Source organism: Anoxybacillus tengchongensis (genome assembly GCF_014201585.1).
GTDB classification, from domain to species: Bacteria; Bacillota; Bacilli; order Bacillales; family Anoxybacillaceae; genus Anoxybacillus; species Anoxybacillus tengchongensis.
The window spans coordinates 129545-156084 of sequence record NZ_JACHES010000006.1 but is presented as its reverse complement, the minus strand read 5'-3'; the positions used below and the strand labels follow the sequence as shown (position 1 = coordinate 156084).

Genomic DNA, 26540 nt, shown 5'->3' with positions numbered 1-26540 from the left:
TTTTCTTGGAAAGTAAGCATGTTTTTTAAAATTGTCAACAATTGTTGCTGACTAAGGGAGGTGAGAATGTGTATATATCAGCGAGAGAAAGAAAAATATTAGATCTTTTATTAACTCATCGGAAAGGTATTACTGTAGCAGATGTGGCAAAGCAATTAGATGTCAGTGAGCGGACGGTTCATCGTGATTTAAAAGGTGTCAAGCAAATTGTTGAAGCGTATAATTTGCAACTAATCAAAAAAGCAGGTGTCGGCATCCAAATTGTCGGTGATGAAGAAAAAAAGCACCAGTTACAAATGCATGTATTTCGTTTATCCCATACGGAATATACACCGGAAGAGCGGCAAACGATGATTTTAATTGCTTTATTAGAATCTGGAGAGCCGGTGAAATTAGTCTCTCTTGCGAACGATTTAAACGTCACTGTCGCCACCATCAGCAACGATTTAGACAAAATTGAAGAAAAAGTGGAGAAACATGGCCTTTCCCTTATTCGTAAAAGAGGATACGGAGTAGAAATATGCGGTTCTGAAGCCGCGAAGCGTAAAATGATGAGCGAACTGTTATTTGAACATTTTGATGAATCACAGTTTTTCTCATTAATGAAAGAATCGATTCAAAAAAAATCAACAGATCTTGTAAATACGGTAACGGAGAAACTGCTTGGGCTTGTCGATAAGAAAAAGTTGTTTATGATTGAACAACAAATTGAAGCAATGAAAGAAGATCTCCCATTTACAATTGCCGATAGCTCGTATATTGCTCTCGTTATTCATCTTACCTTGGCGATTGAGAGAATTATGCAAGGAGAGGCTATCCACTTTGATGTTCAACATTTGCAAACAATTTGTGCAACGAAAGAATACGAAACAGCGGAAAAAATCGCTAAAAGGTTAGAAGAAGTTTTCCACATCGTCATTCCAAAAGAAGAAATTGGTTACATTACGATGCATTTAATGGGGGCAAAGCTACGAGCGCGTCGCGGATATATGCTCGAAGAAGCTAGTTTAGAAATTGCGATGAAAGCGCAAGAGCTTATTCGTTTTGTGAGCGATGAAATAGGTGTTGATTTAACAGATGATTATCCATTGTATGAAGATTTAATCGTTCACTTAAAACCAGCTTTATACCGCATTCAACATCATATGGGAATTACGAATCCATTGCTTCGTAAAATTATGCAAGATTATAGCGAGTTATTTCATATTGTTCAACAAGGTGTGCGTCACGTATTTTCAGACATCGTTGTGCCGAAAGAAGAAATTGGTTATTTGGTGCTTCATTTTGCATCAGCGCTATTGCGTGATAAACAAGGAGTACGTGCGCTTGCTATTTGTTCAAGTGGGATTGGGACAGCAAAAATATTAGCTACCCGTCTGAAAAAGGAAATACCAGATATTTCTCATATTGAACAAAAGTCATTTTTTGATGTGCGACACATTGATGTCAACGAATATGACCTTATTGTATCAACGGTTCCGATTCATACGTCTCAACCATATTTTCTCGTGAATCCGATGTTGCCGGAAGAAGAAGTTGCTTCGATTCGACAATTTTTAAAAACGAAGACGTTTTTCTCACGCACACAAAAAGCAAACTCATCGAAGAATGGAATTGAAAAAATTCGTGCGATTCACGTTGTGAGTGAAACAATCGTTCAGCTGTTGAACGGCTTTTTGATGCGAGAATTGTCATGTCACTCGCTTCAAGAAGCGTTAATAGATGCGTGTACACAACTTGAACAATATGGCGTGATTCGCACAAAAGAGATCGTTGTCGAAGAATTATTGCGACGGGAGCAAGTCGGCGGATTAGGGATTCCTAATACGTCTTTAGCATTGTATCACGCGCGAAGCGAAGCGGTTTTGCAGCCGTCGTTTACGATGTATACACTTATACAACCGCAGCCGATCATCGGTATGGATCAGCGACCGATGAAAATGGATCGTCTTTTGTTGTTGCTAGCACCCAAAAATGCGCAAGATGATATGTTGCAAGTTCTTAGCCATATCAGTTCGCTTATTATTAGAGATGAAGAAAGTATGGAATTGTTTTCGAAAGGAAATAAAGAGCAAATTTATGCGTTTTTAAGTGCGCAACTAGAAAAGTTTTTTACGAACAACTTCAACAGCATAAGGAGTGAATCATAGTGGCAGTATTAAAAAAAGAAAATATCGTATTAGGCGCAGATGTGAAAACGAAAGAAGAAGCGATTCGATTAGCAGGACGTATTTTAGTTGAACAAGGATACGTAGAAGAATTTTATATTGATAAAATGTTTGAACGAGAAGCATTAACATCGACATATATGGGGAATTTTGTAGCCATTCCACATGGTACAGAAGATGCAAAAAAACTTGTGAAACAAGCAGGTTTGTCGATTGTTCAAGTGCCGCACGGCGTTGATTTTGGAGCGGGGAATATTGTAAAAATTTTAATTGGTATCGCTGGTAAAGATAATGAACATTTAGAAATTCTTTCGAAAGTCGCAATTGTATGTTCGGAAGAAGAAAATATCCAAAAGATGATTGCAGCAACGACTGAAGAGGAAATTTTGCAATTATTAAATGAGGTGAAATAATATGTTAGCGGTTCATTTTGGAGCAGGAAATATAGGAAGAGGATTTATCGGCAGTTTGTTGTCACAGTCAGGATATGACGTTGTATTTGTTGATGTAAACGAAAAAGTCGTACAGGCGCTTCAACAAAGAGGACAATACGAAGTTGTCATCGCAGGAGAGACGACAGAAAAACAAATTGTTCGCAACGTATCCGCTTTGCATAGTCAACATCAACAAAGTGAAATCATTGATCATATTGCGCGTGCTGATTTAGTAACAACAGCTGTTGGTCCAAACGTATTACCGCTTATTTCACAGACGATTGCAGAAGGATTGAAAAAACGATTAACAATATGTTCTCAGCCTGTACATGTCATTGCTTGTGAAAATATGATTGGTGGCAGCGAACATTTAAAGAAATATGTATGGGAACACTTATCAGAACAAGAACAAGCGTCTTTAAAAGACAAATGTGCGTTTTTAAACTGTGCGGTTGACCGTATCGTTCCAAACCAAACCCATGCAGATCCGTTAACTGTTGTCGTTGAACCATTTTTTGAATGGGTTATTGAGACGAAAGAAGTAATTGGAGATATTCCACACATTATTGGGGTACATTTCGTTGAGGATTTACAACCATACATCGAAAGAAAGTTATTTACTGTCAATACAGGTCATGCGATTGTTGCCTACTTAGGATATCATAAAAAATATGAGACAATTCATGAAGCAATAGCGGACGGTAATATTTTTGATGATGTGACAAATGCTTTACGTGAATCAGGACGAGTGCTCGTTCATCAATATGGTTGGAATGAAGCTGAACATCAAGCATATATTAAAAAAATTGTTCAACGGTTTGTCAATCCTTCCATGACGGATGAAGTGACACGGGTGGCTCGTTCTCCAATTCGTAAACTCGGACCGAATGATCGACTCATTCGTCCAGCGATGACATATTACGAATGCTTTGGAGAAGTTCCTACATCTTTAGCAAAAGGAATCGCAGCGTTGTTATTATTTGACTATGAAGGAGATCCAGAAGCGGTACAGCTCCAGCAAACGATCAAAGAAAGCGGAATAGAAGGAGCGCTTGAAAAGTACGCTCAACTTTCATCCGATCATCCGCTTGTTGCAGAAATCAAAAAGCAAATGTTCCATATATAAGAGCCATCTTGACGCAGATGGCTCTTTTACATCGGCTTCTTTTTAAAAAGGGTACGAATCATTTCGGCAATGATTCCAACCACTATACCGAACGCTGAAATAACGAGAAAAGAAATGATGCTTGTCAGATCACTCCACCCATCGTGCATAAGGGTAAACGAAATAAACAAAACATAAACGATTCCGATAGTAAAGAAAGAAGAGCATACGACGACAAACGTCTTTTTACCGAAAAAACCACTTATTCCGATGATACATGATAAAATAAAGGAAATAATCCCAAAACCAACGAACTGCTTATCGTCCAATCCCACATTCAGCAATAAACGAGATGCGATCAACACGCAAAACAAGAGGAAAAATAAAAAAACGGCGACGCCATACCACTGTTTTGACCGACTCTCAGGAAGTTTTATCATCGTTGTCACTCCTTTGTCATTTTTTTTATTATATCGCATTGTTGATTTTGTTGAATAGAAAAATAAAAAATTCTCTTGTTGCCTATCATTGTTGTTTACAATAGAATGATAGAGTCAAAACTGTACATGATAGGTGAATACATTTTATGAAACGATTATTTACGCTATATGTGACGCTCATCTCTTTGATTGGATGTGCATTATTTCTCTATATATGGCCATTTTCGGATGTGCATGTAGAACAACAATGGTTGTTGTTATTGTTATTTGCTGGTTCAGCGGTTTTGCTCAGTAGATATGTGATATATTTACCACCGAATGGTAATGCTTTCACGTTAGAGTCTTCTGTTTATTTAGCTTTACTTTTTACTTACGGATTGCACTTTTCTTTAATTATATTCCTAATAAGTAGTCTTGTGATGTATTTTTGGTATCCAAGAAAAACGTCATGGTGGAACCATGTATTTAATTTTGCTGTTTACACAATAATGATTTCTGTAAGCTATTATGTTTATATAGTTTTCGGAGGTGTTGTTGGAGAAGTTTCCATTCACTATCTTGTAGGTTATGTTGCTTGTTTTGTTGCCTTTTTTGTTTCAAACGTATTGCTTATGACTATATATTTTTCGTTGCGCTCATCTACCGAGTTTCGCTTATTACTTTTAAATACCGTAAAAGAATTAATATATATTTATACAGTAGAATTAACTGCTTCACTCATTCTAGCTATTCTTTTCGTTTTTGATCCTATATTTGGTTTGCTTTTATATACGTTTATTATGCTACTACTTTCAGCTGTTTTTAGACAATACTCTCACTTATACGAGAGGCTAGCAGATGATAAGGCATATATTGAGCAATTACTTAATTCGTTACCGATTGGAGTTATTACAACTGATAAAGACTGTTTAGAGCATTTTATTAACCAATCAGCGATGTCATTACTCGGCTTAGATCAAAAAAGGATAAAAGAAAAAATTCGGGAGGGATCTGGGGAAAATAGTTTGTTTTGGGGGTTATTTAAATCGGATGAATCTTTCCGACAAGTAAAAATATCATACAACCTGGGTGAAGAGAAAAGAGAGTATTTAGTTTCACAAACAGAATTGATTATTCCACATAAAGAACCGATTGGACGCATTGTTTTTTTTCTTGATATTACCGAAACAGAACAGCTTGCTAGACGCATGCATCAGTCAGAGAAGCTTGCATTAATGGGAGAAATGGCGGCGAAAGCAGCGCATGAAATTCGCAATCCGCTTACGGTCATTCATGGCTTTTTAGCGTTTATGAACGAAAATTTAGCGGAAAATGAGCGCGAACAATACCACATTCCGCTTTTATTAAAAGAAATTGACCGCATTAATGCGATTGTCGAAGATATGCTTCTTATTGCAAAGCCGAGCGCACCGATGTTAAAAGAGACGTACATGGAAACGATCGTTCAAGATCTTCTTTCTTTGCTGCAGCACACATGTGAAACAAAAAAAATCGCTGTTCACGTTCGTCTGGATCGGGTTCTGTTATGGATCGATCCCAAACAAATGATGCAAGTGTTATACAATTTGCTCCATAACAGCATCGAAGCTATTGAAGAAAACGGCACGATTTGCATGTATTCCGATGTCAATGAGGGGACGTACAATATGTATATTTACGACTCCGGCCGCGGAATTCCAAAAGAGATGCAAAAGACGATTTTTGAACCGTTTATGACGACGAAATCATCGGGCACAGGCTTAGGATTAACGATTGTGAAACGAATTATTGAAAACCATGGCGGAACGATCGCGCTTCATGATAGTTCGGAGAACGGAACGACGTTTGTCATCAGCTTGCCGATTGGACGAAAAGAAGAATAGGAAAAGGTGTCTGTAACGGATACCTTTTTCTATTCATATAAAAAGTGGTTAAAAAACAGCAAAAAATGTTCACAAATTAAAACTATAAAACTAGAAAAATAGTTTTATAATAAAGGGGAGGAGAGTGAACGAATGATGAAAAAGGATTGGCAATTGAAAGATGAAAGCGAAATAAACGACGTGATTGAAAAAGCGAAGCGAACTTTTCCTTTTCTTCAGGATGATCAGCTTATCAAAGACCGTGCGCAATTGTTTAAAGCGCTCGGTGATGAAACACGTTTACGTATTGTTGGCATGTTAATGCATACAGATTTATGTATGTGTGAAATTACAGCAGGGTTGCAGCTACCTCCATCAACCGTTACACATCATTTGAAATTACTTGAACGGGGAAAAGTAGTCCATGTATATAAGCAAGGAAAATTTACGATTTATCGGCTAAATCGAGAGGCGGTCATGTCGCTTATTCAAGAAAGAAGAGATGTTCGTGTTTAAAGCGTTTGCAGATTGGTTAGTTAAAGATGTGTTCGGTTTATCAATCACGTCAAAACTTGGTGGGGCACTTCATTTTTTCATTTATGATACGCTAAAAATTATCGCTTTATTGTCTGTTATGGTATTCGTTATTTCGTTTGTCCGTAGCTTTTTTCCACCTGAAAAAGTAAAGCAGTGGATTAGCGGGAAGAAAAAAGGAGCTGCAAGTGTGTTAGCAGCCTTACTTGGCGTCGTATCGCCATTTTGTTCGTGCTCAACCGTTCCGCTTTTTATCGGGTTTGTTGAAGCCGGGATTCCACTTGGGGTCACATTTACCTTTTTAATTTCGTCGCCGATTGTCAATGAAGTGTCACTCGTTATGTTATTTTCAATTTTTGGATGGAAAATTGCCGTTTTATACGTTTTGTTCGGTGTGTTATTGGCGATTGTTGCTGGTTTGATAATTGGAAAATTAAACTTAGAGAAATACATTGAATCATACGTGTTTAATATTAAATTAGGACAATCTGTCGTTCAACAAATGACTATGCGTGAGCGACTCGCTTATGCGAAAGCGAATGTCACGGATACGGTAAAAAAAATATGGGTATTTTTGCTGATTGGAATCGGAATCGGAGCATGGATTCATGGATACGTTCCGGAAGATTTACTCATTCGTTATGCTGGAAAAGAAAGCATATTTGCTGTCCCAGTGGCGGTCATTCTTGGTGTGCCACTGTACTCGAATGCAGTTGGTTCACTTCCAATGATTGAAGCGTTAATGGGGAAAGGGATGGCGCCTGGAACAGCACTTTCCTTTATGATGGCGATGACAGCACTGTCGTTTCCAGAGATGGTGTTGCTTCGCAAAGTGATGAAACCGCAGCTTATTGGTATATTTGTCCTTATTGCAACCGTTGGCATTATTGCCATTGGCTATATATTTAATGCGATATTGTAGGAGGATGAGAACATGATTATTAAAGTGTTAGGAACAGGATGCAAAAAATGCCGAGAACTTGAACAAAACGTGCGAATGACGCTTGCGCAATTACAAGTAGATGCACAAGTAGAAAAAGTAGAGGACATCGCAAAAATTATGAGCTATGGAGTAATGAGCACGCCTGCACTTGTAGTAAATGAAAAAGTTGTATCGGCAGGAAAACTGTTATCTGTTGACGAAATAAAAGGATTGTTGAAATAAAAGGAGGGCGCTTGTTTCCGCCCTCTTTACTTTATCGGTTGTACGTTTTCTTTTTGCACGTCTAACGTTCGCGGATGTTCGTCCATGTAAGATTGCAAATATGATTCCCGCACTTCATGGCGCATCCAGCCCATCAGTGCAACGATGAGAACGAAACAAATGACCGATGCATAAAATACATTTGGTGTATCTTTTTTCGTCACAATATATAAAAGCCCACATAAGATGATCGTCAATAAAATTGATACAAGTAATAAAACTGTTAACAACAAATCGTCGCCCATAAACAAAAGCATGATATCGCGGCGGAACGATATGAGCAATAAAGAGCCGAACAATAATTGTAGCAACGTGATCCAAAACGTCACTTTCACTCCGCCCATTTTTAACGATTGCTCGACGTCAGATAACGGCTGTTTCTTTTGCTTCCATGCGAAGTAAAAATACATATAAAATCCACCAGCAGCTAAGCTTGCTAAAATAAAGTGAGCATATCGTTGCCAAATTTGTGGATAATGAATGAGACTATGGAAAAACCCGTTCGCACTTGCCCATTTTTCTGGATACAACATCGAAACAATATTAACGATAAAAATCAATGGAATAAACAGCAAAATAACGGATGCAACAAGACCGACGAAAAAGTGCAATCCTTTTTTGTTCTCCCATTTTTCCCATGAAAATTTATATAAATACAAAAGGAGAAAGGCAGTAATTAACAAGATGATAATGCTGAGCCACGCTTTTCCGATTAGCAACGTCGACGTGTAAAAATATTGCGTATAAATGACGCTAATGATTAAAAGAGGGGCAACGCCGAGTACGACCGCAATACTTTTATGGATGGAAGCGTGAAACGAACAAATACGCGCCATATCATCCAACCGTTTCGATTTTTTTACAATTCCCGCACCTTCAAGAGCGACCGCCCCAGTTGCAAACGATAGTGTAAAATTAACAAATACAATGTGAAGAATAAACGTCAATACGATCAAAAACTCAAGTAATGATAAGTTACCTGGTATTGGTAAAGGGAAATCAGGCGGGATGGCTAATTGTAATATATGCATATGTGTCGCCACTCCTTTCTAATTTTGTTCGTTAACCACTTTGTATAAATAAGCCGCAAGCGCTTCCACTTCTTCTTTCGTTCCGACGAACGGCGGCATCATCGGACGAACTTGATGCATCGTCGGAATAAACGATTCGATGCTTTTTTGTGGCCAGCCTTGTAGGCGGTTAGCAAGCGCTCGTTTCGAACGCCAGCCGTCGATCGTATGACAAGCTAAACATTGTCCTTCGTAAATTTCACGACCAGCTTCGATTTTGTTTTCCTCTGTAATTGTTTTCACTTTGGCGATCGTTGAGTGAGCTAAATAGCCGTCTCGATTCATCGCTTCCGCTTTAGCAGCAGTGATGCCGTTGACGTACATATAGTTGTAAATAATGTACGGCTTGCGAATCGATTCACGAACGACCTCAAATTCACCAATAAAGCCGATTGCTGAAATAAACATTCCTAAAGCAAGTACGACAGGTAGTTTTTTTGGACGAATGACAAGCCAACTGAGAAAAACGACAATAAGCCCAAACGCAATAAAGTTTAATACGTTAAATGTTTGTTCAGGTAAGCCCGTTGACCAAACAATTAACTTTGCTGCCTGTTCTGGAATCGATTTTAAATACCAGAGCCCAAAAATAAATGTTGCTGGTAGCGAAATCGCTCCCCAAACAGAGAAAATACGAAAGAGCGACAGGCGAACGTCCTCATCTTTAACGAATATACGCACAAAAATTGTAAATAACGAAATCGTCAGCGTAACGGCTAAAAATGTTCGAAACGCTAATGAAGGTAAGTATGTCGGGTTAAAAAAAGCGTTCCAAAACGAAAGCGTTTCGACCCAACGACCTGGTGTAAGCTTTGCTGCTAAAATGCCGGTGATGATCGCCATCGTAAGCCATGAAAATACGACAAGCGCGATCCCGATGTTCAAATGTTTTTGTTTTTCCTTTCCTTCTTTCCATTTCTCCCACGTGTAGTAGTAAATAAGGAGCAGTACAACTTCACCGATAAAGATGACCCATTCTGTTACCCACGCCCAGAAAAAAATGCGCAACAAAGAGCCAATCGAATCCGGTTGAATGACCATAGTCGATAGCCAAATACCAACTCCAGTCATCGCCCCAACCGTTGTTGTAATGATGACAATCCATTTCGTTAGCTGCTTTGCTAGTTGATCAAGTTTTGCATTTTTTGTTTGCATGGCGTAATACTCTGTTGATACGACGATAGCTGTTGCACCGATCGCTACCCCATGGCTAATAAGGACGTGAATAATTGCGATCAGTGCAACAATATTTCCGTTCCCAAACCACGGAAATTCTACAATAGGAAAATCCACTTTCATTCAACTCCCTTCATTTTTTATCCGTTTTCACTATAACAACCATTTTTGAAGTACAAATGATTATTTTGTGAGAAATGTTTTCGAAAAGTATTGCGATTTTGTGACAGTTCATAATACAATCCAACTATTCATACGAGAGATAGAAAGGAGAAAATGGATGTGCGCAATTATTTTATTTTTATTAGCTGGTCTTGCAGAAATCGGTGGAGGTTATCTTATATGGCTTTGGTTGCGTGAAGGAAAGCCATTTATGTACGGAATTACTGGCGGAATATGTTTAGCGTTATACGGTGTCATTGCGACGTTTCAGTCGTTTCCATCTTTCGGGCGAGTATATGCGGCATATGGAGGGGTTTTTATTATTTTATCTTTGCTATGGGGATGGGGGATCGACAAAAAAACGCCAGATTTGTATGATTGGATTGGAGGCGTTATATGTTTAGTCGGTGTGGCAGTCATGCTTTGGGCACCGAGACAGTAAGGGGGGGCAACATGCCTTTAACATATGAACAAATTGTACGAGTTTGTAAACAAATTAATGAAAAGCATATGCCGAATGGACAAGCGTTTGTTGATGCAGTCGATACGTGGTTGGAACGGTACGAAGGAGAAAACGGGAAGGAGTTTATGTTCTTAGCCTTTAAAAAATTGCTTTTTCTTGTTGATGAGCACATTCATACGATTGAGCGCAAAGTAAATATTCGTCCAACTTGCACAAAAGGATGTGCATACTGTTGTTACTTTCCAATCATTACAACGAGAGCAGAAGCAAAATGGATCATGATGAAAATTGCTGAGCTACCTAAACAGGAACAGGAGCGGATTAATCAACATATACAATGGTATGGTGAACATTATGCTGATAAAATAAAGCGAGTGAACATGTTAGATTTTACAGAAGATCAGCGTTTTAAAGAAATATACATGAAAGAACAATTGCCATGTATATTTTTAAATCGTGAAACAAATACATGTTTTGTTTATGAAGTAAGACCCATACCATGTCGTACGTATTTAAACTACTGTTCCCCAAACGTATGTGCCGAATCTTATATGCCTGACGAACCGTTTAGTTATGAATTTTTATATGAGTTTTATATAGAAGCGCTTCATGATTTAATTCAAATGCTCGTCTACGAAGGAGAAGATGTTGGTATCGACTATCCAGACGATTTGTTTGCCATGGACTATTTGTTTCGTTTTTTTATTGATGAAACAAATAAAAAGGTCTAGCGCTTAAATGGGCGCAAGACCTTTTTGTTTAAATGAGTTGCTCATATATTTCATTTAAATGATGGACGCGAACATCGTCTTGTTCTTCTTTTGCATATTTCATTTCTTGGCGCAACATGCGATCTAAAAATGCTGCTTCTTTTTGTGATAAATCACGGACGAATTGTTCTTCATTTTTGTACGGTTTACTTATTAATTTTTTGTATAAATGAATGGCTACCGCGTGATGACGGTCAGCATAGTTTGCTAATGTTTCGCGTAAATACGCTAACGTTTGATTCAACCGCACCACCTCCTCAAACAGTAGGGTAGGCGGTTTCGCAATGAAATATGTGTGCTATGTAAAAATCTCTTGTAAAATAGGGTCTTTATCAAGAAGTTCGATTGCACGCTTTCGATATTGTTCATCGTGAATATACGTATAACGATTTGGCTTGATCGTTGGTGCAATGTTGATGGCCTGGCGATACTCTTCCTTATTTAGTTGTAATGTTTTGACGTAGTCAAAAAATCCGGTCCGTGTAAACACTTTTGTGATGCGTTCAGCTCGATGCTGTTGGACGTGAGCCATGATATACGTAGCGATCCCAACTTGAATGCCGTGCATATGTGGCGATGAACCGATTTTATCAAGTGCATGAGAGATTAAATGCTCAGATCCACTAATCGGTGCACTATTCCCGCTGATGACAGTTGAGATGCCACTCATGGTTAAGGAGCTGATTAATTCTTTTAGAAAAATAGGATGCTTAATATTTTGCATTGGCGTTCGAATAAAGCTATTGACTGCTTTTTTGCTAATCATCGCAGCAAAAGCGTTCACGCGACTAACTCCGTGGCTTTGTTCGAACTCCCAGTCGTACAGCGCTGTAATGTTGGACATTAAATCGCCCACGCCCGCTAAAATAAATCGCCCAGGCGCTTGCTGAATGATGTTTAAGTCAGCTAAAATGCCGAACGGTACTTTGGCGGGAACGGTTGTTTTTTTACCGTGAACAAGCAACGAACAGTTTGTGCTTGCAAACCCATCATTCGATGCGGACGTCGGAATGCTAATAAACGGCACTTGTCGTAAAAATGCCATATATTTGCCGCAGTCAATGACCGCTCCGCCCCCCATCGCCATCATCACATCACAATGAGGAAGTTCAAACGCTTTTTTCATAATGTCAACAATGTCAAGCTGTGGTGGTAAACAAAACGTATGAACGGAGATCGACAACATCGCACGTTTCATCTCTTGTTCGTACGTTTGGTAAGTGAAATCGTCAAACAATATAACAGCTTTTGAAAAACGATACGTTCGCATCATTTCGTCTATACGTGAAATGACACCTTCGCCAATTTCAAGAATGGATGGAATGGGAATATTCATATTAATACACCTTTTTCTTGTAAATAACGTTCAACATCTGCAAACGTGTCCACAGGAACAAAAGAAATATGTTGTTCGCGCAACAATGATTGTAAAGTGCCTTTCGCAAACGTTACATCGGCTACTTTTGCTGCGTGAACATCGGGTTCACTATCACCGATAAAATAAACCGTTTCATACGTCTGTTTTAATGTACGAATGACACTTGATTTATCAATACCGTATCGTTCGGAATAATGAATATGATTCGGGTCGATGCGCATATGAATATTTTTGTCATGATAATAGCCTTCGTTAGAAAAAATATCAACGCCACGTATATCATATTTTTTAAAAATGTGCCGGATATAGTAATCAGTTCCGGCGCTTAATACATAAAAATCACCTTTGCTTTGTTGGACGCGTTTGATAAAAGGTAAGACTGTTTCATCAATCGGAATATGGTGAATATCTTCAATGATTTTTTCTTCATCTTGATGAATGGATGTAAATACGGTGCTTAGAAAGTCGATATCTTTTATTTTTCCGGCACGCCATTGTTGGAATAATTGCTCACCTTCTGGAAAATATTTCTTGATGACAATCCAGTAAAAGTCTTTATTCGAGATTGTTCCGTCAAAATCAGAAACAAAAGCCCATTTGTTCATTAGTGAACCTCCGTTTTTGTTGTTATTATATGCATTTATTAAAGAAATTGAATGGCTTGGGCAACATCATAGTCGTTTTGTTGTAATGAAGCAGGTTGTCCAAGAATGATTTTCGTAAGCTCCGCCCCAACATATGGACCGGCAGTCAAGCCGGATGCACCAAGCCCATTTGCCACATAAAGTCCTTCGATTTGTGGTACTGCACCAAATACGGGCAAAAAGTTCGGTGCGTGGGGACGGAAGCCAACGCGTGTTTCCGCATGAGTCCAATCCGCTAAGTGAGGAGCGATGGTTAATGCTTTATGTAACACTTCGTATAACCCACCGGCAGTCACACGACAGTCAATGCCAACACCGTCTTCATGTGTAGCTCCAACAACTATTTTTCCGTTTGGAAAGGCAAGTAAATATTGATTGTTTGGTGGCATGACGACAGGCCAATGATCGGTATGCTGTTCAGGGTGCTGTAGGTGGACAATTTGCGCTCGCTGTGGTGTGATGAGAAAATCAATACCTAGTGGCAAAAGTAATGATTTTGCCCAAACACCTGCTGCAACAATGACTGCATCCGCTTCATAACGATCGTTTGCTACCATGGCACCAATGACTTGCCCATTTTCGTGCAAAAGGGTGGCACTTCCTTTTATATATGTTGCCCCTAAGTGGATAGCGGCATGAATAAGAGAACGTCGCAACGCTTGCCCATCCACTCGGGCCGCTCCGCTCACATATAACGCTTCATACTCGCTACTTAACACAGGAAATCGTGCTTTTACTTCTTTTGGAGACAAGCGAGTAATTTCTCCAATTTCAGGAGCTTCTTCCCGTCGTTTATACACGCGTTCTTCCATACTTTGTAATTTATCAAAATCATGATGTAAGCAAATTGCCCCGACACGTTTATACCCTGTTTGGTGACCGTATGCTTGTAATTGTTCAATCAACTGTGGATAAAATGCCGCTCCTCCTTTTGCGAGAGCGTACCATTTTTTATTTCGCCGTTGCGATGTCCATGGGCAAATAATTCCTGCTGCTGCTTTCGTTGCTTGTCCTTGATCTTCGCGATCGATTAAAATGACGTGTATTTTTTCTTTTGCTAGATGAAAGGCAATAGAAGCGCCAACAATTCCAGCACCAATGACGATATAACGATTCATCGTTCACACCTTCTTTTTCATTTTGCAACATTAACAATAGCATAATCTTTATATTGTCGCTAATCATTTCTCGTTATAAAATATAAAAAAGCTAACAAATGATGTCATTGGGGTGTATAGATTGGCAGCTGTTGATTTACAACTAAAGCAAATCATGCGCGATTTAAAACATCATGATCCACAAAGGCGATATCAAGCTTTATGTGCACTTGAACAATTGTCAGAAGAAGAAATAGAACTTCAACCTGCTTTTATTCGAAAAATGATTGCGTATGCAACAGAGGTGTTTCCAGATCCTGTTGATGAGTGGGATGATCCGAGCTATCATGTGCTGCAGTTTGCGTTATATTTTGTAAGTGCACAGTTTGTTCCAAATATCCTCGAACATTTTGCGCGCTTCAGTCCTGCAGCGAAAGAAATAGCGTTTCGATATGTATGCGAGTTAGGGGATGAACAATATGATGAGGCATTATATCATATTGTTCATAGCGAGTTGCAACAGCAAACATTTTCAATTCCGTGGGAGCAGCTTCGCCATCGACTGAATGTCATTAAAAAGCTTATTGATCGCGATTATGCTTATTTACCGTCAGATCTTTTTTGTTGGTTATTGCTTCACTTACATCGTGAAGGAGTAGCTTGTCATTTGCAGCAGGACGAAATTGTTTCCATACTTATTCGACATTATCGCCAAACGAAAAAAATGTATGCGCCATATGATGCTGATTATAGTCCGATGTTTGTTTTCCGGTTTTGGAAAGAAAACTACTTATCTATTCGAGCTGATATGCACGTATGCCTTTCTTTAATGGAGTTTTATTTTAACGAGGAAATCGCAACATTGTTGCAAGAAGCTTTATCGTTTCGTGATCCGATCATTCAAGCACGAGCGATCGTGGCAGCTTTGCAACATCGCCTGACTGTTGCTGACGATGTCCTTTTAGCATGCGCAAATAATATGGAAAGTGCAAGTTTATTGTATGAAGAAATGGAGCGGATCGGAAAAAAGCAGCTGTTTCCGATGGAAGTAAATAAGCTCAATCATTTTGCAAAAAGCCATTTGTTTTATGTATTAACTCATAAATATAACGTTGTCCCAAACGATATAGAAATGATCGATCATATTGAGATGGAAAATGAGCATAACGAAAAAGTTCGCTATTATTTTCTTTCTTATGTTGATGAGCAAGAAAAGTATGTGGCGTGGGTCGGGGTGTATGTTCAAAGTCAAGATAGGAGAAGTATGTTTGAATATACGTATGTTCCATTTATTCTGCTTCAACAATATTCGATTGAGGAACATAAAAAGTATTTTGTTGAGCAAATCAAGCAAGAGCAACAAACAGAACATACGTTATTTCGGCAACAGTGGACATTTCGTTGGACAAATATTTTATCTTACGCTGTATTGAGTTTGTTTATTTGTTCGCGCTGGCTAATGGCTTTGGAAGCAAAAAGTACATTTTTATATACGCTGTCTTTTTTGTTAACGGTACTAGGAACGTTTTTTATTATTAATGATTGGAGAAAAAGAAATAGGAAAATTGTACTAACAACAAAAAAGTTGGTATATGCTGATCGCTGGGGGATGTGGGAAGTTCCGCTTCATCAAATAAAACAAGTTACTTTTGAACGGCGTACAAATCGTTATCGCATATTTCCGCGAAAAAGCGAACATATTGTTGTATATGACGATCACCATGAGCGGCTGGCTTTTCCGAAAGATGACATAAACGAAGAGCAGTTTGCGCTTCTTCTTCGTTATGCAACAGCTCATTTACAACAACCACCGCATATTCAAAAATAAAAAAGCAAGGGGCTGCCCTTGCTTTTTTAATAAAACCATTTCGCCATTTCGTAATATAATGGCATACCGATCGTTAAGTTGAATGGAAACGTAAGTCCAAGTGCCATACCGAGATAAATGGCGGGGTTGGCTTCTGGGACAGATGCACGCATCGCGGCTGGAGCTGCAATGTAAGAGGCACTTGCGGCAAGCACGCTAAGTAAAATCGTTCCTCCGAAAGATAGCCCTGAATAATAGCCGATGACAACACCTAAAAATCCGTATATAGGTGGTAGGAAAATCCCTAAGGCGAGCAATTTTATTCCATACTTCCGGACAGCTGCAAGCTGATTTCCAGCTGTTAGTCCCATTCCAAGTAAAAAAAGGACGAGCACACTCGGATATAAATCAATAAATAAAGGTTTAACAATCGTAAGGGCACGATCTCCACCAACTAATCCGACGAGAAGGCTGCCGACCATTAAAAACACGCTTTTTCCGAATAACCCTTCCTTAATAATTGGTCCGTATACCGATGTAGCAGAGAAGCGATATACCACTTCTTGCTTATACGAGCGGTTTTCTAGCAACTTCAATATGACGAGCGACACGATGATTGCGGGACTCTCTAATAAGACGACAAATGCGTTCATATAGCTTTCATACGAAATATTTGCTTGTTCGACAAAAGCAAGAGCGGCACCAAATGTAACGATACTGACTGATCCATACGTTGCTGCAATGCCTGTTGCATTTTTACGATCAATGCCGAGACGACGACAAACCGCAAACGTAATGATCGGGATGATAATACCGAGAGATAATGTCCCAACTAATGGGCGAATAAGCTCACGAAAAGAATGTTCCGCAAGTTCAATGCCGCCTTTCATACCGATGGCAATTAACAAATAAATGCTTAACGACTCATTTAATCCCGTTGGTAATTTTAAATCTGATTTGACGAGCGCCGCAATAATACCGAGGATAAAAAATAAAATAGCTGGTGATGTTAAGTTGTTGATAATCATTTCTTGCATGACAATCCTCTCCTTCTATTTCTCTTATTCAACAAAAAAGCCAGAAACATTTTTCGATCGGGTCGAAAAATATTTCCGGCTTATCTTTTACTGACCACAATGGGCCTTTAAAAGATCAACCTTGTATATCGATTGGTTCTTGTAACAAAAAGACGATCATTCGCTCTCCAGTTTTTGTACTAATATCTGTATGCATACTTGTTACTTGTTTCCCTGTTAATGTATAAATCATTTGTTTTAACTGTTCACTACCTGACTCAATTAAATCTGAACGGATGCGTTTAATGGACAACATCCCTTCCTTTGTTTCACACAATACTTTTTCAGCAGGAGTTAAAATGCCGCGTAACTGCACGATAACCATGTTTCGCAAAATATCTGTTTTTACAGAGAGTGGACCGCGGCCTAGATATTCTTTTTCCCATTGGGTGAGAGCCCGACTAATTTGATCCTCTAGTTCCCCTTTTGTTTTCACAATGACCCCCCTTTAGAAACAAAAAACGGCATGCCTCACGTATAGACGAAGTGAAACATACCGATGTATTTTTAGCCTAACTCGTTTCGCCATCGGCCCTTTCGTTTTCGCCATGCTATCATGTCAAAAACGCTAAGGCAAAACAATAAAACGAGCTTGCTATCAATCGTTCGGTGCAACAATTTGTTTTTAATTGTATAAGGCTTCAAAAATTATGTCAAGGGAAAAGATTGATGTCATACATGTATATGCCGTGTTAGAATAAAAGGAAAGGGTGAAATAGGGAATGGGGGAGAAGGCTTGGTATTATATTTTATTGTAAATCCTTCCGCTAAAAATGGAAAGTGTAAAAAAATATGGTGTAAAATAGAACAAAGGCTTCAACGTCGTCATATTGATTATCATGTTGTATTTACACAAAAACAGGGAGATGGAACGAAACTAGCGCAACAATTCGCTGAACAAAAACATGAACCGTTTATATTAATTGCTGTTGGTGGGGATGGAACGATCCATGAAGTGATGAATGGTGTTGCGATGTATGATCATGTGGCTGTCGGATATATCCCCGCTGGGACAGGAAACGATTTTGCTCGCGGGATCAAACTGTCAACAAAATGGAACAAAGCGTTTGGTCATATGTTATCAAGCATAGAACATAAGCGAGATAATTTGTATGATATCGGAGTTTTTCAAGGCACAAAAAGAGGTGTTTTTGTTAACAATGTCGGTTGTGGATTTGATGCACATATTTCAAGAAAAGTGAATGCATCAAAATGGAAACATATTTTAAATCGATTATATTTAGGGAAGTTTGTTTACGTTTTTTATTTATTAAAGGAACTTTTTACATATCAACCAACAGCCGTTCAATTGACTGTTGATCAAAAACAATATGCGTTTTCGAGAGCATGGCTTGTTACTGTGGCGAATCACCCGTATTATGGCGGGGGGATGAAAATTGCTCCGCTTGCAGAGGCAAATGATCAACATTTTGATATTGTCGTTGTCGATGGAGTGTCAAGAATGAAATTGCTCGGGTTATTTGTGACGGTTTTTTGGGGCGGTCACATCAAAATGAAGGAAGTACATATATTTCAAGGGAAGTATATTCATATTCGCAGCCATGCGTCTTTGCCTTTGCATGCTGACGGTGAACAAATTGGGGAAGGTGAAATCACGATTTTAGTAAATAAACAAATACGTGTGTTTCGATAGCTCGAATGGACTTTTATCTATTCGAGTTTTTATTTTGACAAGAAAAAAGGTGTATGTTAAAAGATAGACAGGCATATAAAGAAAATAGGAATCATTACTTTTAAGGAGGTTGGGCATGGAAAGTATATTTGGAAAAAAACATGATTTAAGTGCAATGACAATCTTTATATTCATCATCATTTTATTTTTGTTCGGTGATTTGCTTGTTAGGGAGGTCAATATTCCTGCATTTGCTTTGCAAGTTGGGACGATTTTTTTAAGTATTTTGTTGGAGGCTATTCCGTTTATTTTATTAGGTGTATTTGCTTCTTCGCTTATTCAGACATTTGTTTCGGAACAGACGGTGCAAAAATGGATTCCGAGACGTCCGATTGTTGCGCTTATTCCTGCTGCGATTGTTGGCGCTTTGTTGCCGATTTGTGAATGCGCTATTATTCCTGTTGTGCGTCGGCTCATTTCAAAAGGCATGCCGCTTCATATCGGGGTAGTGATTATGGTGACAGCGCCAATTTTAAATCCTGTTGTATTTGCGTCTACGTATTATGCGTTTTCATCAAATCTATCTATCGTTTATGGACGAATGGGGATCGGATTTGTTGCATCTCTTATCATCGGTTTAATAATTTATATTGTTTTTCGCAATCGTTTACCTTTAAAAAAATCAATTAAGCATGCACATCATCATGAAAATCATCGATTTACAGCGACGTTGGCTCATGCGGTTGATGAGTTTTTTGATGTTGGGCGCTACTTAATTATTGGTGCATTTGTCGCTAGTTTCTTTCAAGTCGTGATTGATCGTGAAATATTAGTTGGAATTGGACAACATGAAATGCTTGGACCAGCTTTGATGATGGGATTTGCTTATGTGCTTTCTCTTTGTTCAGAAGCGGACGCATTTGTTGCCGCATCGTTTACATCAACATTTACTTCAGCATCTTTGTTAGCATTTTTAATATATGGTCCGATGATTGATTTGAAAAATACGTTAATGATGCTTGCGTATTTTCGACGAATCTTCGTTGTCGGATTTATTGTTATCGTTACGATTGTTGTATATGTAAGTGTTTATACGTTTCAATTTATTGGATAAGGGAGGAAGGGAATGATTCGAGGTGTTTTATTGTGCGGATATGCTTTATTGTTTATTAAATTGTTATTAAGTGGGAACGTTACAAACTATATTGCTCCTAAAATGCTACCCTTCATTTACTTTGCAACGTTTACACTTTTATTACTTGGAAGTATACAAATATGGAGAAAAGAAGACAATGGCTGTTGTCATCATCATTGTGAAGATAGGCATTATGCTCCAAAAACAGTTGGACAAGGCATACGAATGTACGGGTTATTTTTTATTCCTTTGCTTATTGGTTTTATGTTTTCAAACTATATATTAGATAGTTCACTTGCGGCTAAACGTGGAGTGCAGCTAGGGGGAAGGGAAATAATAGAAGAAAATAAACAGATCGTTGAACAATTTTTAGAAGATCCAGAACGCTATATGGAAAATATTGATAAACAAATTGAAAGCATTATGCAAGATGAAAATACGAAAGAAGCGCAAAGAGAAGAACAGCGAAAGAAAAACTTATTAGAGAAACCTACAATTGTTGTAACCGACGATCAGTACGTATCAACATTAAATATCATCAATGAGCAAATTGATGATATGATTGGAAAAAGAATTAAAATTACAGGGTTTGTATTTCGAGAGCGTGATTTTGCTACAAATGAGTTCGTTGTTGCACGGTATGGAGTAACTTGTTGTGTAGCTGATGCAACCGTTTATGGGATATTGGTAAAAACGGATCAGGCGGCGAAATGGGAAAACGACACATGGGTAAAAGTTGAAGGAATAATTGATGAAACGATGTACAGGCAGTGGCTTGTCCCTGTAATCACGAAGCCGAGTGTCACCGTTGTGAATGAGCCAGAACAGCCATACGTATATGAGTATTAAAGGCTCTTGCTAGTGACAAGAGCCTTTAATACTTGTTTTGTATAAATCTCAATATCTCATGAGCCCGATCGCCGAGAAGTTCTAGGAGTTGTTCAAACATTGCATCTCGCTGTAAATCGAGTTCGATAATTTGTTTAGCCAGATCAATTGCTTTCTTTTCCATACGCTCTCTCCTCATATTGTTCATATTTGCGGCGAAGTTCAGCTACTGTCCAATGATGAAATTGAGATGCATTAATTTCTCCCGCTTTCATAAGTTTGTCAATATAAAACTGTTTTTGCTCCATGGCTGTTTTCAGTAGTTTCCCCATCTTGCTCTCCCTTCCACTTCTTTTTACTGATCATTATATACATCTTTTTTATTTCGAACATTCTTTTTGTTACTTTTTCTAACACAAAAAGATGAAGTGTTAATTTTTATAACAAAAAAATATGTAAAACCCCTTTAAATAGTGTATAATTGTGTTATAAAAAATAACATATATAAGAGGGGATGGAGATGGATTCGTATAAACATAAAAAAGTAATTTCCATTGGTATTGTTAGTGAGTTAACAGGTTTGTCACCGAGACAAATTCGTTATTATGAAGAACGGCAACTTATTTTTCCTGATCGATCCAAAGGGACGAGAAAATATTCATTTGCTGATGTTGAATGGCTTGTTGAAATCGCAAACAAACGTGAGGAAGGAGTGCAAACGAGAGAAATTCGTTATGAAATGATGAAAGAAATTCGTGAAACGATGCGAAAAGGACAAATCAATGCTCATTTTCGTTCCCGTATGTAATTTTCTTCTCTCCGTGTTATAATGATAGAGGAAGGGGAGCTATGAGCATGTTTATTGAGTTTTCATTTGACATGTTTACGTATGTATCGCTATTAAGTGTGTTTGTTGTAGCGATGACGTGTTATGTGACGCGACAAGCTAATCATGTGATCTTCGTTGAACGATTCGTCGCATGCGATGAGAACGGTTGTGCAAAAAAGCCAAGCGATGCATATAGACATATACTATTTCATACTCGTTTTATTATGTTTCAACAACGAAAAATTCCAATAAACGAACGATCTCATGCGAGTGATGAAGAAGGAAGGTCGCTCCTTGTTTGTTAATAAATAACAAACAAGGAGGATTTACAACGTGAGAAAATGGATCGTTTTATTTTTTGTATTATTGTTAAGTGCATGTAATCGAAATGTGCCGATTACAGAACATAGTCAAGGTATATGGGACCATTATTTTGTTTATCCGATGTCCAAGTTACTGCTTATGCTTGGACACGCATTTCAAGAAAATTACGGGCTTGCAATTATTGCGTTGACAATGATTGTGCGCTTTGGATTGCTTCCGCTTATGATCAAACAATTTCGGACAAATATTACGATGCAGTGCATTCGTCCAGAAATCCAAAAGCTTCAACAAAAATATAAAGGTACGGATATGGAAGTGCAACGAAAGCTGCAACAAGAAATGATGCAGCTATACCAAAAACACGGTGTCAATCCAATGAGCGGTTGCTTGCCGATTTTTATTCAAATGCCTATTTTTATGTCGTTGTATTACGCGATTTCGCGAACGAAAGAAATTAAACTACATTCATTTTTATGGATGCAACTGGGTCATCGTGATCCGTATTTCATTATGCCCATCTTAGCAAGTTTAACGACCTTTATTTCGATGCGTTTATCTCCATCTGCCACAACAACAGAAGCGGCGACACAAATGAAAATCATGTCATATGTGATGCCTGTCATGATTTTTATAGGAGCAAGTTCTGTCCCTTCAGCTTTATCGCTATATTGGGTCATTGGTGGATGTTTTTCGATTATTCAGTCGCTCATGATGCGTACGCAATGGAAGAAACATGAAACAGAAGTTGCTAAATAACCTGCTCGCAAGATGAGCAGGTTTCTTTTCGTCAAGGGGTGAAAAAATGAAAGTGATTATTGCTGAAAAACCAGATCAAGGAATGACGCTTGCATCTATTTTTCAAGTGAAAAAAAGGGAGGGGTATATTGAAATTTTACCGAATGAATTGTTTCCAAAGGGGGCTTATATGACGTGGGCCGTTGGACATTTATTTGAATTGGCTTCTCCCGAAGTGTATGAAGCAAGTTGGAAGAGTTGGACACTTGATACGTTACCAATCATTCCAGACCGCTTTCAGTATGAGATTGATCGAAAAAAAGCGAAACAGTTCTCGATCATTAAACAATTACTTCGTAAGCCGGAAGTAACGGAGATTATTCATGCAGGTGATGCAGGGAGAGAAGGGGAATTAATCATTCGAAACATCATCTACATGAGCGGTGTAAAAAAACCGATCAAACGGCTTTGGATTTCGTCGCTCACACCGAAAGCGATCGAACAAGGATTTCGACAGTTATTGGATGAAAAACAAACCCGTCCTTTATACGAGGAGGCGTATGCGCGAACATGTGCCGATTGGCTTGTTGGTATAAACGCATCGAGAGTGTATACGATTTTATTGAAACAAAAAGGGATGAACGACGTCTTTTCTGTCGGACGTGTACAAACGCCAACGCTTGCTCTTATTGTGAAAAGGGAAAAAGAAATTGAGCAATTTCGTTCGGAACCGTTTTGGGAGGTTGTTGCGACGTTTCATGTGAATGGAAAACGATATGAAGGAAAATGGTGGCATGAAAACGAGACGCGCACATATGATAGAGAGCTTGCAGAGAAAGTGAGCGCATTTTGCAGACAAAAACAAGTAAAAGTAGCAGAAGTCACGTGTGAACGAAAAACATTTTTACCACCGCTTTTATTTAATTTATCAACATTGCAGGCAACGGCAAACAAGCGTTTTAAATATTCACCACAAAAAACGTTAGATATATTACAAAAACTATATCAAAAAGGATATGTATCGTATCCACGTTCTGATTCACAATATGTGACAAAAGGAGAAGCAGAAACATTTCCTCATATTTTAAAGCAGATTTCGCAAAAGGAGGAGTATGCTTCTTATTTTCCACTTGCCCATAAGTCAATTTTACATAATAATCGTTATGTAAACGAAAAGAAGGTAACGGATCACTACGCCATCATTCCGACCGAACAAGTCCCGGATTTAACAAAACTAAGTCATGATGAGCGAAATATTTATGACCTCATCGTTCGGAGATTAATTGCTGCGCATTGTGAAGAGGCGATATTTGACTATACGACAATTGTAACTGTTGTCGATGGGCGTGCACGTTTTATTTCAAAAGGAAAAAAGCAAATACAAACAGGATGGCGGACTGTCTTCATTATGCAAGATGATGATGGACAACTTTTACCGGATGTACAAAGTGGAGAAAAAGGAATGGTATATGATGTGTATGTGAAAGAAGGAAAAACGCAACCTCCAAAGCGGTATACAGAAGGAGAGCTCATTACGTTAATGAAAACAGCAGGAAAATTTTTAGATGACGAGCAATTAGAGAAAGTATTAGCAAAAACAGAAGGACTTGGGACAGAAGCTACTCGCGCCTCCATCATTACAACGTTAAAACAGAGAAATTATATTGAGATAAAAAATAATCAAGTATATGTAACCGATAAAGGAAAAGTATTAATTCATGCAATCGGCCCGCACATTTTGGCGTCACCGGAAATGACCGCAAAGTGGGAGCAACGGTTAAGTGAAATTGGCGAAGAAAAAGCATCGTCCACAGCATTTATGGAACAAGTGAAAAAATTGGCGGCGAAAATTGTGACCGATGCGGTACAAATGGCAAATCATTGGTCATTTGAAGGGCTAGATACCGCTTCGATTCAGCAAAAGAAAAAAGCGACAAGAGGAATAATTGTTGGGACGTGTAAGCTTTGTGGGGGCTCCGTTGTGGATAAAGGCTCGTTTTACGGATGTATCAACTATGCGAAAACAAAGTGTCTATTCACCATTTCAAAAAAGATTTTAGGGAAATCTATTTCACAAACAAACGTCAAAAAATTATTAGCAGAAGGAAAAACGAACGTTATCAAAGGATTTAAAAAGGGAGAAAGCACATTCAACGCTGCGCTCATATGGAATGAAAAAGAGAGGCGTATATCGTTTTTAATTGAAAAATAGGAGGGCCCCTCCTATTTTTCAACTTCACCTTTCCATTCGTTCATACCGCCAGTCATATTATATATATTTGTGAACCCTTCTTTTACTAGCAGTTCGCTTGCTTGGGCTGAGCGATTACCTGAACGACAAACGATAATATACGTCTTGTTTTTGTTAAGCTCATTCATACGATCAGGGAGTTGTTGTAAAGGTAATAAAATAGCTCCAGGAATATGACCAGAAGCATATTCCTCTTCTGTACGGACATCGAGCACAACAACGTCTTCTTTTTGCATCATTTGTGCAGCTTCATCGACAGAAATATTTGTATAACGATCTTGTGCACATCCACTTACGATGAAAAGAAATGTAAGTAAAAAAGAAAACCATTTTCGCATCACATCATCGCCTCCATGTATATTGAAATACCCGCATGTGTATTTTAGCTTATTTTTTCGGTTTCTTCAAACGTTTCGACACCATTGTCATGTTTGTATGTAGTACAATAGGGAAAAAGGTTTACATAGAAAGAAGGAGAGAAAATGTGCGGATCTATCATTGACTTGATTGGAAATACGCCAATTGTGAAGCTCAATCGTGTCGTTTTTCCAAATGGTGCAAGTGTATATATGAAACTTGAATCGTTTAATCCAGGTGGAAGTGTAAAAGATCGTGCGGCTAGACGAATGATTGAGCGAGCAGAACAAGAAGGGAAAATTGCCCCTTTTCAAAGCACGATCATTGAGCCAACATCAGGAAATACAGGAATTGGGTTAGCGATGGTATGCGCAGCAAAAGGTTATCGTTGCATCATTACGATGCCAGATAATGCGACAAAGGAACGTGTTAATTTATTAAAAGCATATGGAGCGGAAGTGCACTTAACTCCTGCATCTTTGCGTATGCAAGGAGCTATTGATGAAGCATATCGACTTGCTGAGAGCATTCCACATAGTTTCATTCCTATGCAATTTGAAAATGTAGCTAATCCAGATGCCCATCGCGTAAGCACGGCACTTGAAATTATCGAGGCGTTTCCAGACGGAATTGATGCGTTTGTACTGACTGCGGGAACAGGAGGAACTGTGACGGGAACAGGGGAGGAGTTGAAGAAACGATTTCCTAACTTGCGTATTTATGTTATTGAACCATATGGATCTCCTGTACTATCGGGTGGACAGCCGGGGCCTCATAAAATTCCAGGCACTGGACCAGGATTTATCCCTCGTATTTTAAATCAGAACGTATATGATGACATTTTCCTTGTCAAAGATGAAGAAGCACAAACGATGGCGAGGCGATTAGCGGCAGAAGAAGGAATTTTAGTAGGGGCTTCAGCTGGGGCAGCTGCTTTTTGTGCGGTTCAAGTAGCGCGAACTCTTCCGAAAGATGCACGTGTGCTTTGTATGGCACCAGATACAGGAGAGCGATACTTGTCATCCGATTTATTTAGCGGATAAGAGGGAGAAAAAATGTCGAGGCTATAAAATAAAAAG

At 38.6% G+C, this 26540-nt stretch carries 30 protein-coding genes; 18 read left to right on the top strand and 12 right to left on the bottom strand.

The annotated features are described in order from the left end of the window. Positions 1–68: 68 nt before the first annotated feature. The 3 genes from HNQ82_RS08605 to HNQ82_RS08595 are packed head-to-tail and all read left to right on the top strand — an operon-like array spanning position 69 to position 3728. Complete coding sequence (locus HNQ82_RS08605; protein ID WP_183248857.1) at positions 69–2150, top strand: PRD domain-containing protein; 2082 nt, start codon at positions 69–71, stop codon at positions 2148–2150. Further along, entirely contained in the window at positions 2144–2581 is a 438-nt protein-coding gene (locus HNQ82_RS08600) for a PTS sugar transporter subunit IIA (protein WP_183248904.1), read from the top strand. The genes HNQ82_RS08605 and HNQ82_RS08600 overlap by 7 nt, the downstream gene beginning before the upstream one ends. A 1-nt stretch (position 2582) precedes the next feature. Beyond that, positions 2583–3728: a mannitol-1-phosphate 5-dehydrogenase gene (locus HNQ82_RS08595; RefSeq protein WP_183248855.1), complete on the top strand. Its 1146-nt coding sequence runs from the start codon at positions 2583–2585 to the stop codon at positions 3726–3728. 26 nt (positions 3729–3754) lie between these two features. On the opposite strand, the gene HNQ82_RS08590 is transcribed toward HNQ82_RS08595, so the two are convergent. Next, the gene (locus HNQ82_RS08590; RefSeq protein WP_055441378.1) at positions 3755–4147 is read right to left on the bottom strand and encodes a hypothetical protein; all 393 of its coding nucleotides are present in this window, start codon (positions 4145–4147) and stop codon (positions 3755–3757) included. Positions 4148–4293: 146 nt separating this feature from the next. Here HNQ82_RS08590 and HNQ82_RS08585 point away from each other — a divergent pair, with 146 nt between their 5' ends. The 4 genes from HNQ82_RS08585 (at position 4294) to HNQ82_RS08570 (ending at position 7687) form a co-directional block, all read left to right on the top strand. Next, positions 4294–6009: a sensor histidine kinase gene (locus HNQ82_RS08585; RefSeq protein ID WP_183248853.1), complete on the top strand. Its 1716-nt coding sequence runs from the start codon at positions 4294–4296 to the stop codon at positions 6007–6009. Positions 6010–6141: 132 nt separating this feature from the next. Next, on the top strand, positions 6142–6504 hold the full coding sequence (locus HNQ82_RS08580) for an ArsR/SmtB family transcription factor (protein ID WP_246348955.1): 363 nt from the start codon (positions 6142–6144) through the stop codon (positions 6502–6504). Continuing rightward, on the top strand, positions 6497–7444 hold the full coding sequence (locus HNQ82_RS08575) for a permease (RefSeq protein ID WP_183248851.1): 948 nt from the start codon (positions 6497–6499) through the stop codon (positions 7442–7444). Before HNQ82_RS08580 ends, HNQ82_RS08575 begins: the two co-directional genes overlap by 8 nt. Before the next feature lie 12 nt (positions 7445–7456). Next, a complete protein-coding gene (locus HNQ82_RS08570; protein ID WP_183248849.1) occupies positions 7457–7687 on the top strand; it encodes a thioredoxin family protein in 231 nt (76 codons plus the stop codon). Between the two features lie 26 nt (positions 7688–7713). Here HNQ82_RS08570 and HNQ82_RS08565 read toward each other — a convergent pair whose 3' ends face one another. After that, positions 7714–8757 carry a cytochrome ubiquinol oxidase subunit I gene (locus tag HNQ82_RS08565; protein ID WP_183248846.1) on the bottom strand — a complete coding sequence of 348 codons (1044 nt, stop codon included), beginning with the start codon at positions 8755–8757 and terminating at the stop codon, positions 7714–7716. Positions 8758–8775: 18 nt separating this feature from the next. Continuing rightward, entirely contained in the window at positions 8776–10089 is a 1314-nt protein-coding gene (locus tag HNQ82_RS08560) for a c-type cytochrome (protein ID WP_183248844.1), read from the bottom strand. 163 nt (positions 10090–10252) lie between these two features. Here HNQ82_RS08560 and HNQ82_RS08555 point away from each other — a divergent pair, with 163 nt between their 5' ends. After that, a complete protein-coding gene (locus HNQ82_RS08555) occupies positions 10253–10576 on the top strand; it encodes a YnfA family protein (RefSeq protein ID WP_183248843.1) in 324 nt (107 codons plus the stop codon). Positions 10577–10587: 11 nt separating this feature from the next. Then, entirely contained in the window at positions 10588–11328 is a 741-nt protein-coding gene (locus HNQ82_RS08550) for a YkgJ family cysteine cluster protein (RefSeq protein ID WP_183248841.1), read from the top strand. 28 nt (positions 11329–11356) lie between these two features. Here the strand turns inward: HNQ82_RS08550 and HNQ82_RS08545 are convergent, their stop codons facing one another. The 4 genes from HNQ82_RS08545 to HNQ82_RS08530 are packed head-to-tail and all read right to left on the bottom strand — an operon-like array spanning position 11357 to position 14507. Continuing rightward, the gene (locus HNQ82_RS08545; RefSeq protein ID WP_183248839.1) at positions 11357–11611 is read right to left on the bottom strand and encodes a sigma-G-dependent sporulation-specific acid-soluble spore protein CsgA; all 255 of its coding nucleotides are present in this window, start codon (positions 11609–11611) and stop codon (positions 11357–11359) included. 54 nt (positions 11612–11665) lie between these two features. Next, complete coding sequence (locus HNQ82_RS08540) at positions 11666–12703, bottom strand: iron-containing alcohol dehydrogenase family protein (protein WP_183248836.1); 1038 nt, start codon at positions 12701–12703, stop codon at positions 11666–11668. Beyond that, entirely contained in the window at positions 12700–13350 is a 651-nt protein-coding gene (locus HNQ82_RS08535; protein WP_183248835.1) for an MtnX-like HAD-IB family phosphatase, read from the bottom strand. Before HNQ82_RS08535 ends, HNQ82_RS08540 begins: the two co-directional genes overlap by 4 nt. 38 nt (positions 13351–13388) lie before the next feature. Then, positions 13389–14507 (bottom strand): NAD(P)/FAD-dependent oxidoreductase, encoded by a 1119-nt coding sequence (locus HNQ82_RS08530; RefSeq protein ID WP_183248833.1) that lies wholly within the window; start codon positions 14505–14507, stop codon positions 13389–13391. 121 nt (positions 14508–14628) lie between these two features. Here HNQ82_RS08530 and HNQ82_RS08525 point away from each other — a divergent pair, with 121 nt between their 5' ends. After that, positions 14629–16314 carry a hypothetical protein gene (locus HNQ82_RS08525; RefSeq protein WP_183248831.1) on the top strand — a complete coding sequence of 562 codons (1686 nt, stop codon included), beginning with the start codon at positions 14629–14631 and terminating at the stop codon, positions 16312–16314. 26 nt (positions 16315–16340) lie between these two features. On the opposite strand, the gene HNQ82_RS08520 is transcribed toward HNQ82_RS08525, so the two are convergent. Both HNQ82_RS08520 and HNQ82_RS08515 read right to left on the bottom strand, forming a co-directional pair. Then, positions 16341–17330, bottom strand: a complete 990-nt coding sequence (locus HNQ82_RS08520) for a sodium-dependent bicarbonate transport family permease (RefSeq protein WP_183248829.1) — start codon at positions 17328–17330, stop codon at positions 16341–16343. A gap of 115 nt (positions 17331–17445) precedes the next feature. Next, complete coding sequence (locus HNQ82_RS08515) at positions 17446–17805, bottom strand: Na-translocating system protein MpsC family protein (RefSeq protein WP_032099579.1); 360 nt, start codon at positions 17803–17805, stop codon at positions 17446–17448. Between the two features lie 300 nt (positions 17806–18105). On the opposite strand from HNQ82_RS08515, the gene HNQ82_RS08510 reads away from it, so the two are divergent. The 3 genes from HNQ82_RS08510 (at position 18106) to HNQ82_RS08500 (ending at position 20986) form a co-directional block, all read left to right on the top strand. Beyond that, complete coding sequence (locus HNQ82_RS08510; protein ID WP_183248826.1) at positions 18106–19023, top strand: diacylglycerol/lipid kinase family protein; 918 nt, start codon at positions 18106–18108, stop codon at positions 19021–19023. Positions 19024–19138: 115 nt separating this feature from the next. Next, the gene (locus HNQ82_RS08505; RefSeq protein WP_183248824.1) at positions 19139–20116 is read left to right on the top strand and encodes a permease; all 978 of its coding nucleotides are present in this window, start codon (positions 19139–19141) and stop codon (positions 20114–20116) included. A gap of 12 nt (positions 20117–20128) precedes the next feature. Beyond that, the gene (locus HNQ82_RS08500; protein ID WP_183248822.1) at positions 20129–20986 is read left to right on the top strand and encodes a TIGR03943 family putative permease subunit; all 858 of its coding nucleotides are present in this window, start codon (positions 20129–20131) and stop codon (positions 20984–20986) included. A 25-nt stretch (positions 20987–21011) separates the two neighbouring features. Here the strand turns inward: HNQ82_RS08500 and HNQ82_RS08495 are convergent, their stop codons facing one another. Together HNQ82_RS08495 and HNQ82_RS08490 are read right to left on the bottom strand one after the other, a co-directional pair. After that, a complete protein-coding gene (locus tag HNQ82_RS08495) occupies positions 21012–21149 on the bottom strand; it encodes a hypothetical protein (protein ID WP_183248820.1) in 138 nt (45 codons plus the stop codon). Beyond that, a complete protein-coding gene (locus HNQ82_RS08490; protein ID WP_183248817.1) occupies positions 21130–21297 on the bottom strand; it encodes a hypothetical protein in 168 nt (55 codons plus the stop codon). Before HNQ82_RS08490 ends, HNQ82_RS08495 begins: the two co-directional genes overlap by 20 nt. Positions 21298–21485: 188 nt before the next feature. Between HNQ82_RS08490 and HNQ82_RS08485 the strand changes: the two genes are divergently transcribed. From HNQ82_RS08485 to HNQ82_RS08470, 4 genes are read left to right on the top strand one after another with little or no spacing between them, the layout of a single operon-like run. Then, the gene (locus tag HNQ82_RS08485; RefSeq protein ID WP_004890703.1) at positions 21486–21773 is read left to right on the top strand and encodes a MerR family transcriptional regulator; all 288 of its coding nucleotides are present in this window, start codon (positions 21486–21488) and stop codon (positions 21771–21773) included. Between the two features lie 41 nt (positions 21774–21814). Next, complete coding sequence (locus HNQ82_RS08480) at positions 21815–22099, top strand: hypothetical protein (protein ID WP_246348952.1); 285 nt, start codon at positions 21815–21817, stop codon at positions 22097–22099. Positions 22100–22127: 28 nt separating this feature from the next. Continuing rightward, positions 22128–22874, top strand: a complete 747-nt coding sequence (yidC, locus tag HNQ82_RS08475) for a membrane protein insertase YidC (protein ID WP_183248815.1) — start codon at positions 22128–22130, stop codon at positions 22872–22874. A 46-nt stretch (positions 22875–22920) separates the two neighbouring features. Next, positions 22921–25065 carry a DNA topoisomerase III gene (locus HNQ82_RS08470; RefSeq protein WP_183248813.1) on the top strand — a complete coding sequence of 715 codons (2145 nt, stop codon included), beginning with the start codon at positions 22921–22923 and terminating at the stop codon, positions 25063–25065. 11 nt (positions 25066–25076) lie between these two features. Here HNQ82_RS08470 and HNQ82_RS08465 read toward each other — a convergent pair whose 3' ends face one another. Beyond that, positions 25077–25442 (bottom strand): rhodanese-like domain-containing protein, encoded by a 366-nt coding sequence (locus HNQ82_RS08465; RefSeq protein WP_183248897.1) that lies wholly within the window; start codon positions 25440–25442, stop codon positions 25077–25079. Positions 25443–25586: 144 nt separating this feature from the next. Between HNQ82_RS08465 and cysK the strand changes: the two genes are divergently transcribed. Then, positions 25587–26504 carry a cysteine synthase A gene (gene cysK, locus HNQ82_RS08460; protein ID WP_183248811.1) on the top strand — a complete coding sequence of 306 codons (918 nt, stop codon included), beginning with the start codon at positions 25587–25589 and terminating at the stop codon, positions 26502–26504. The last annotated feature ends 36 nt before the right edge of the window (positions 26505–26540 follow it).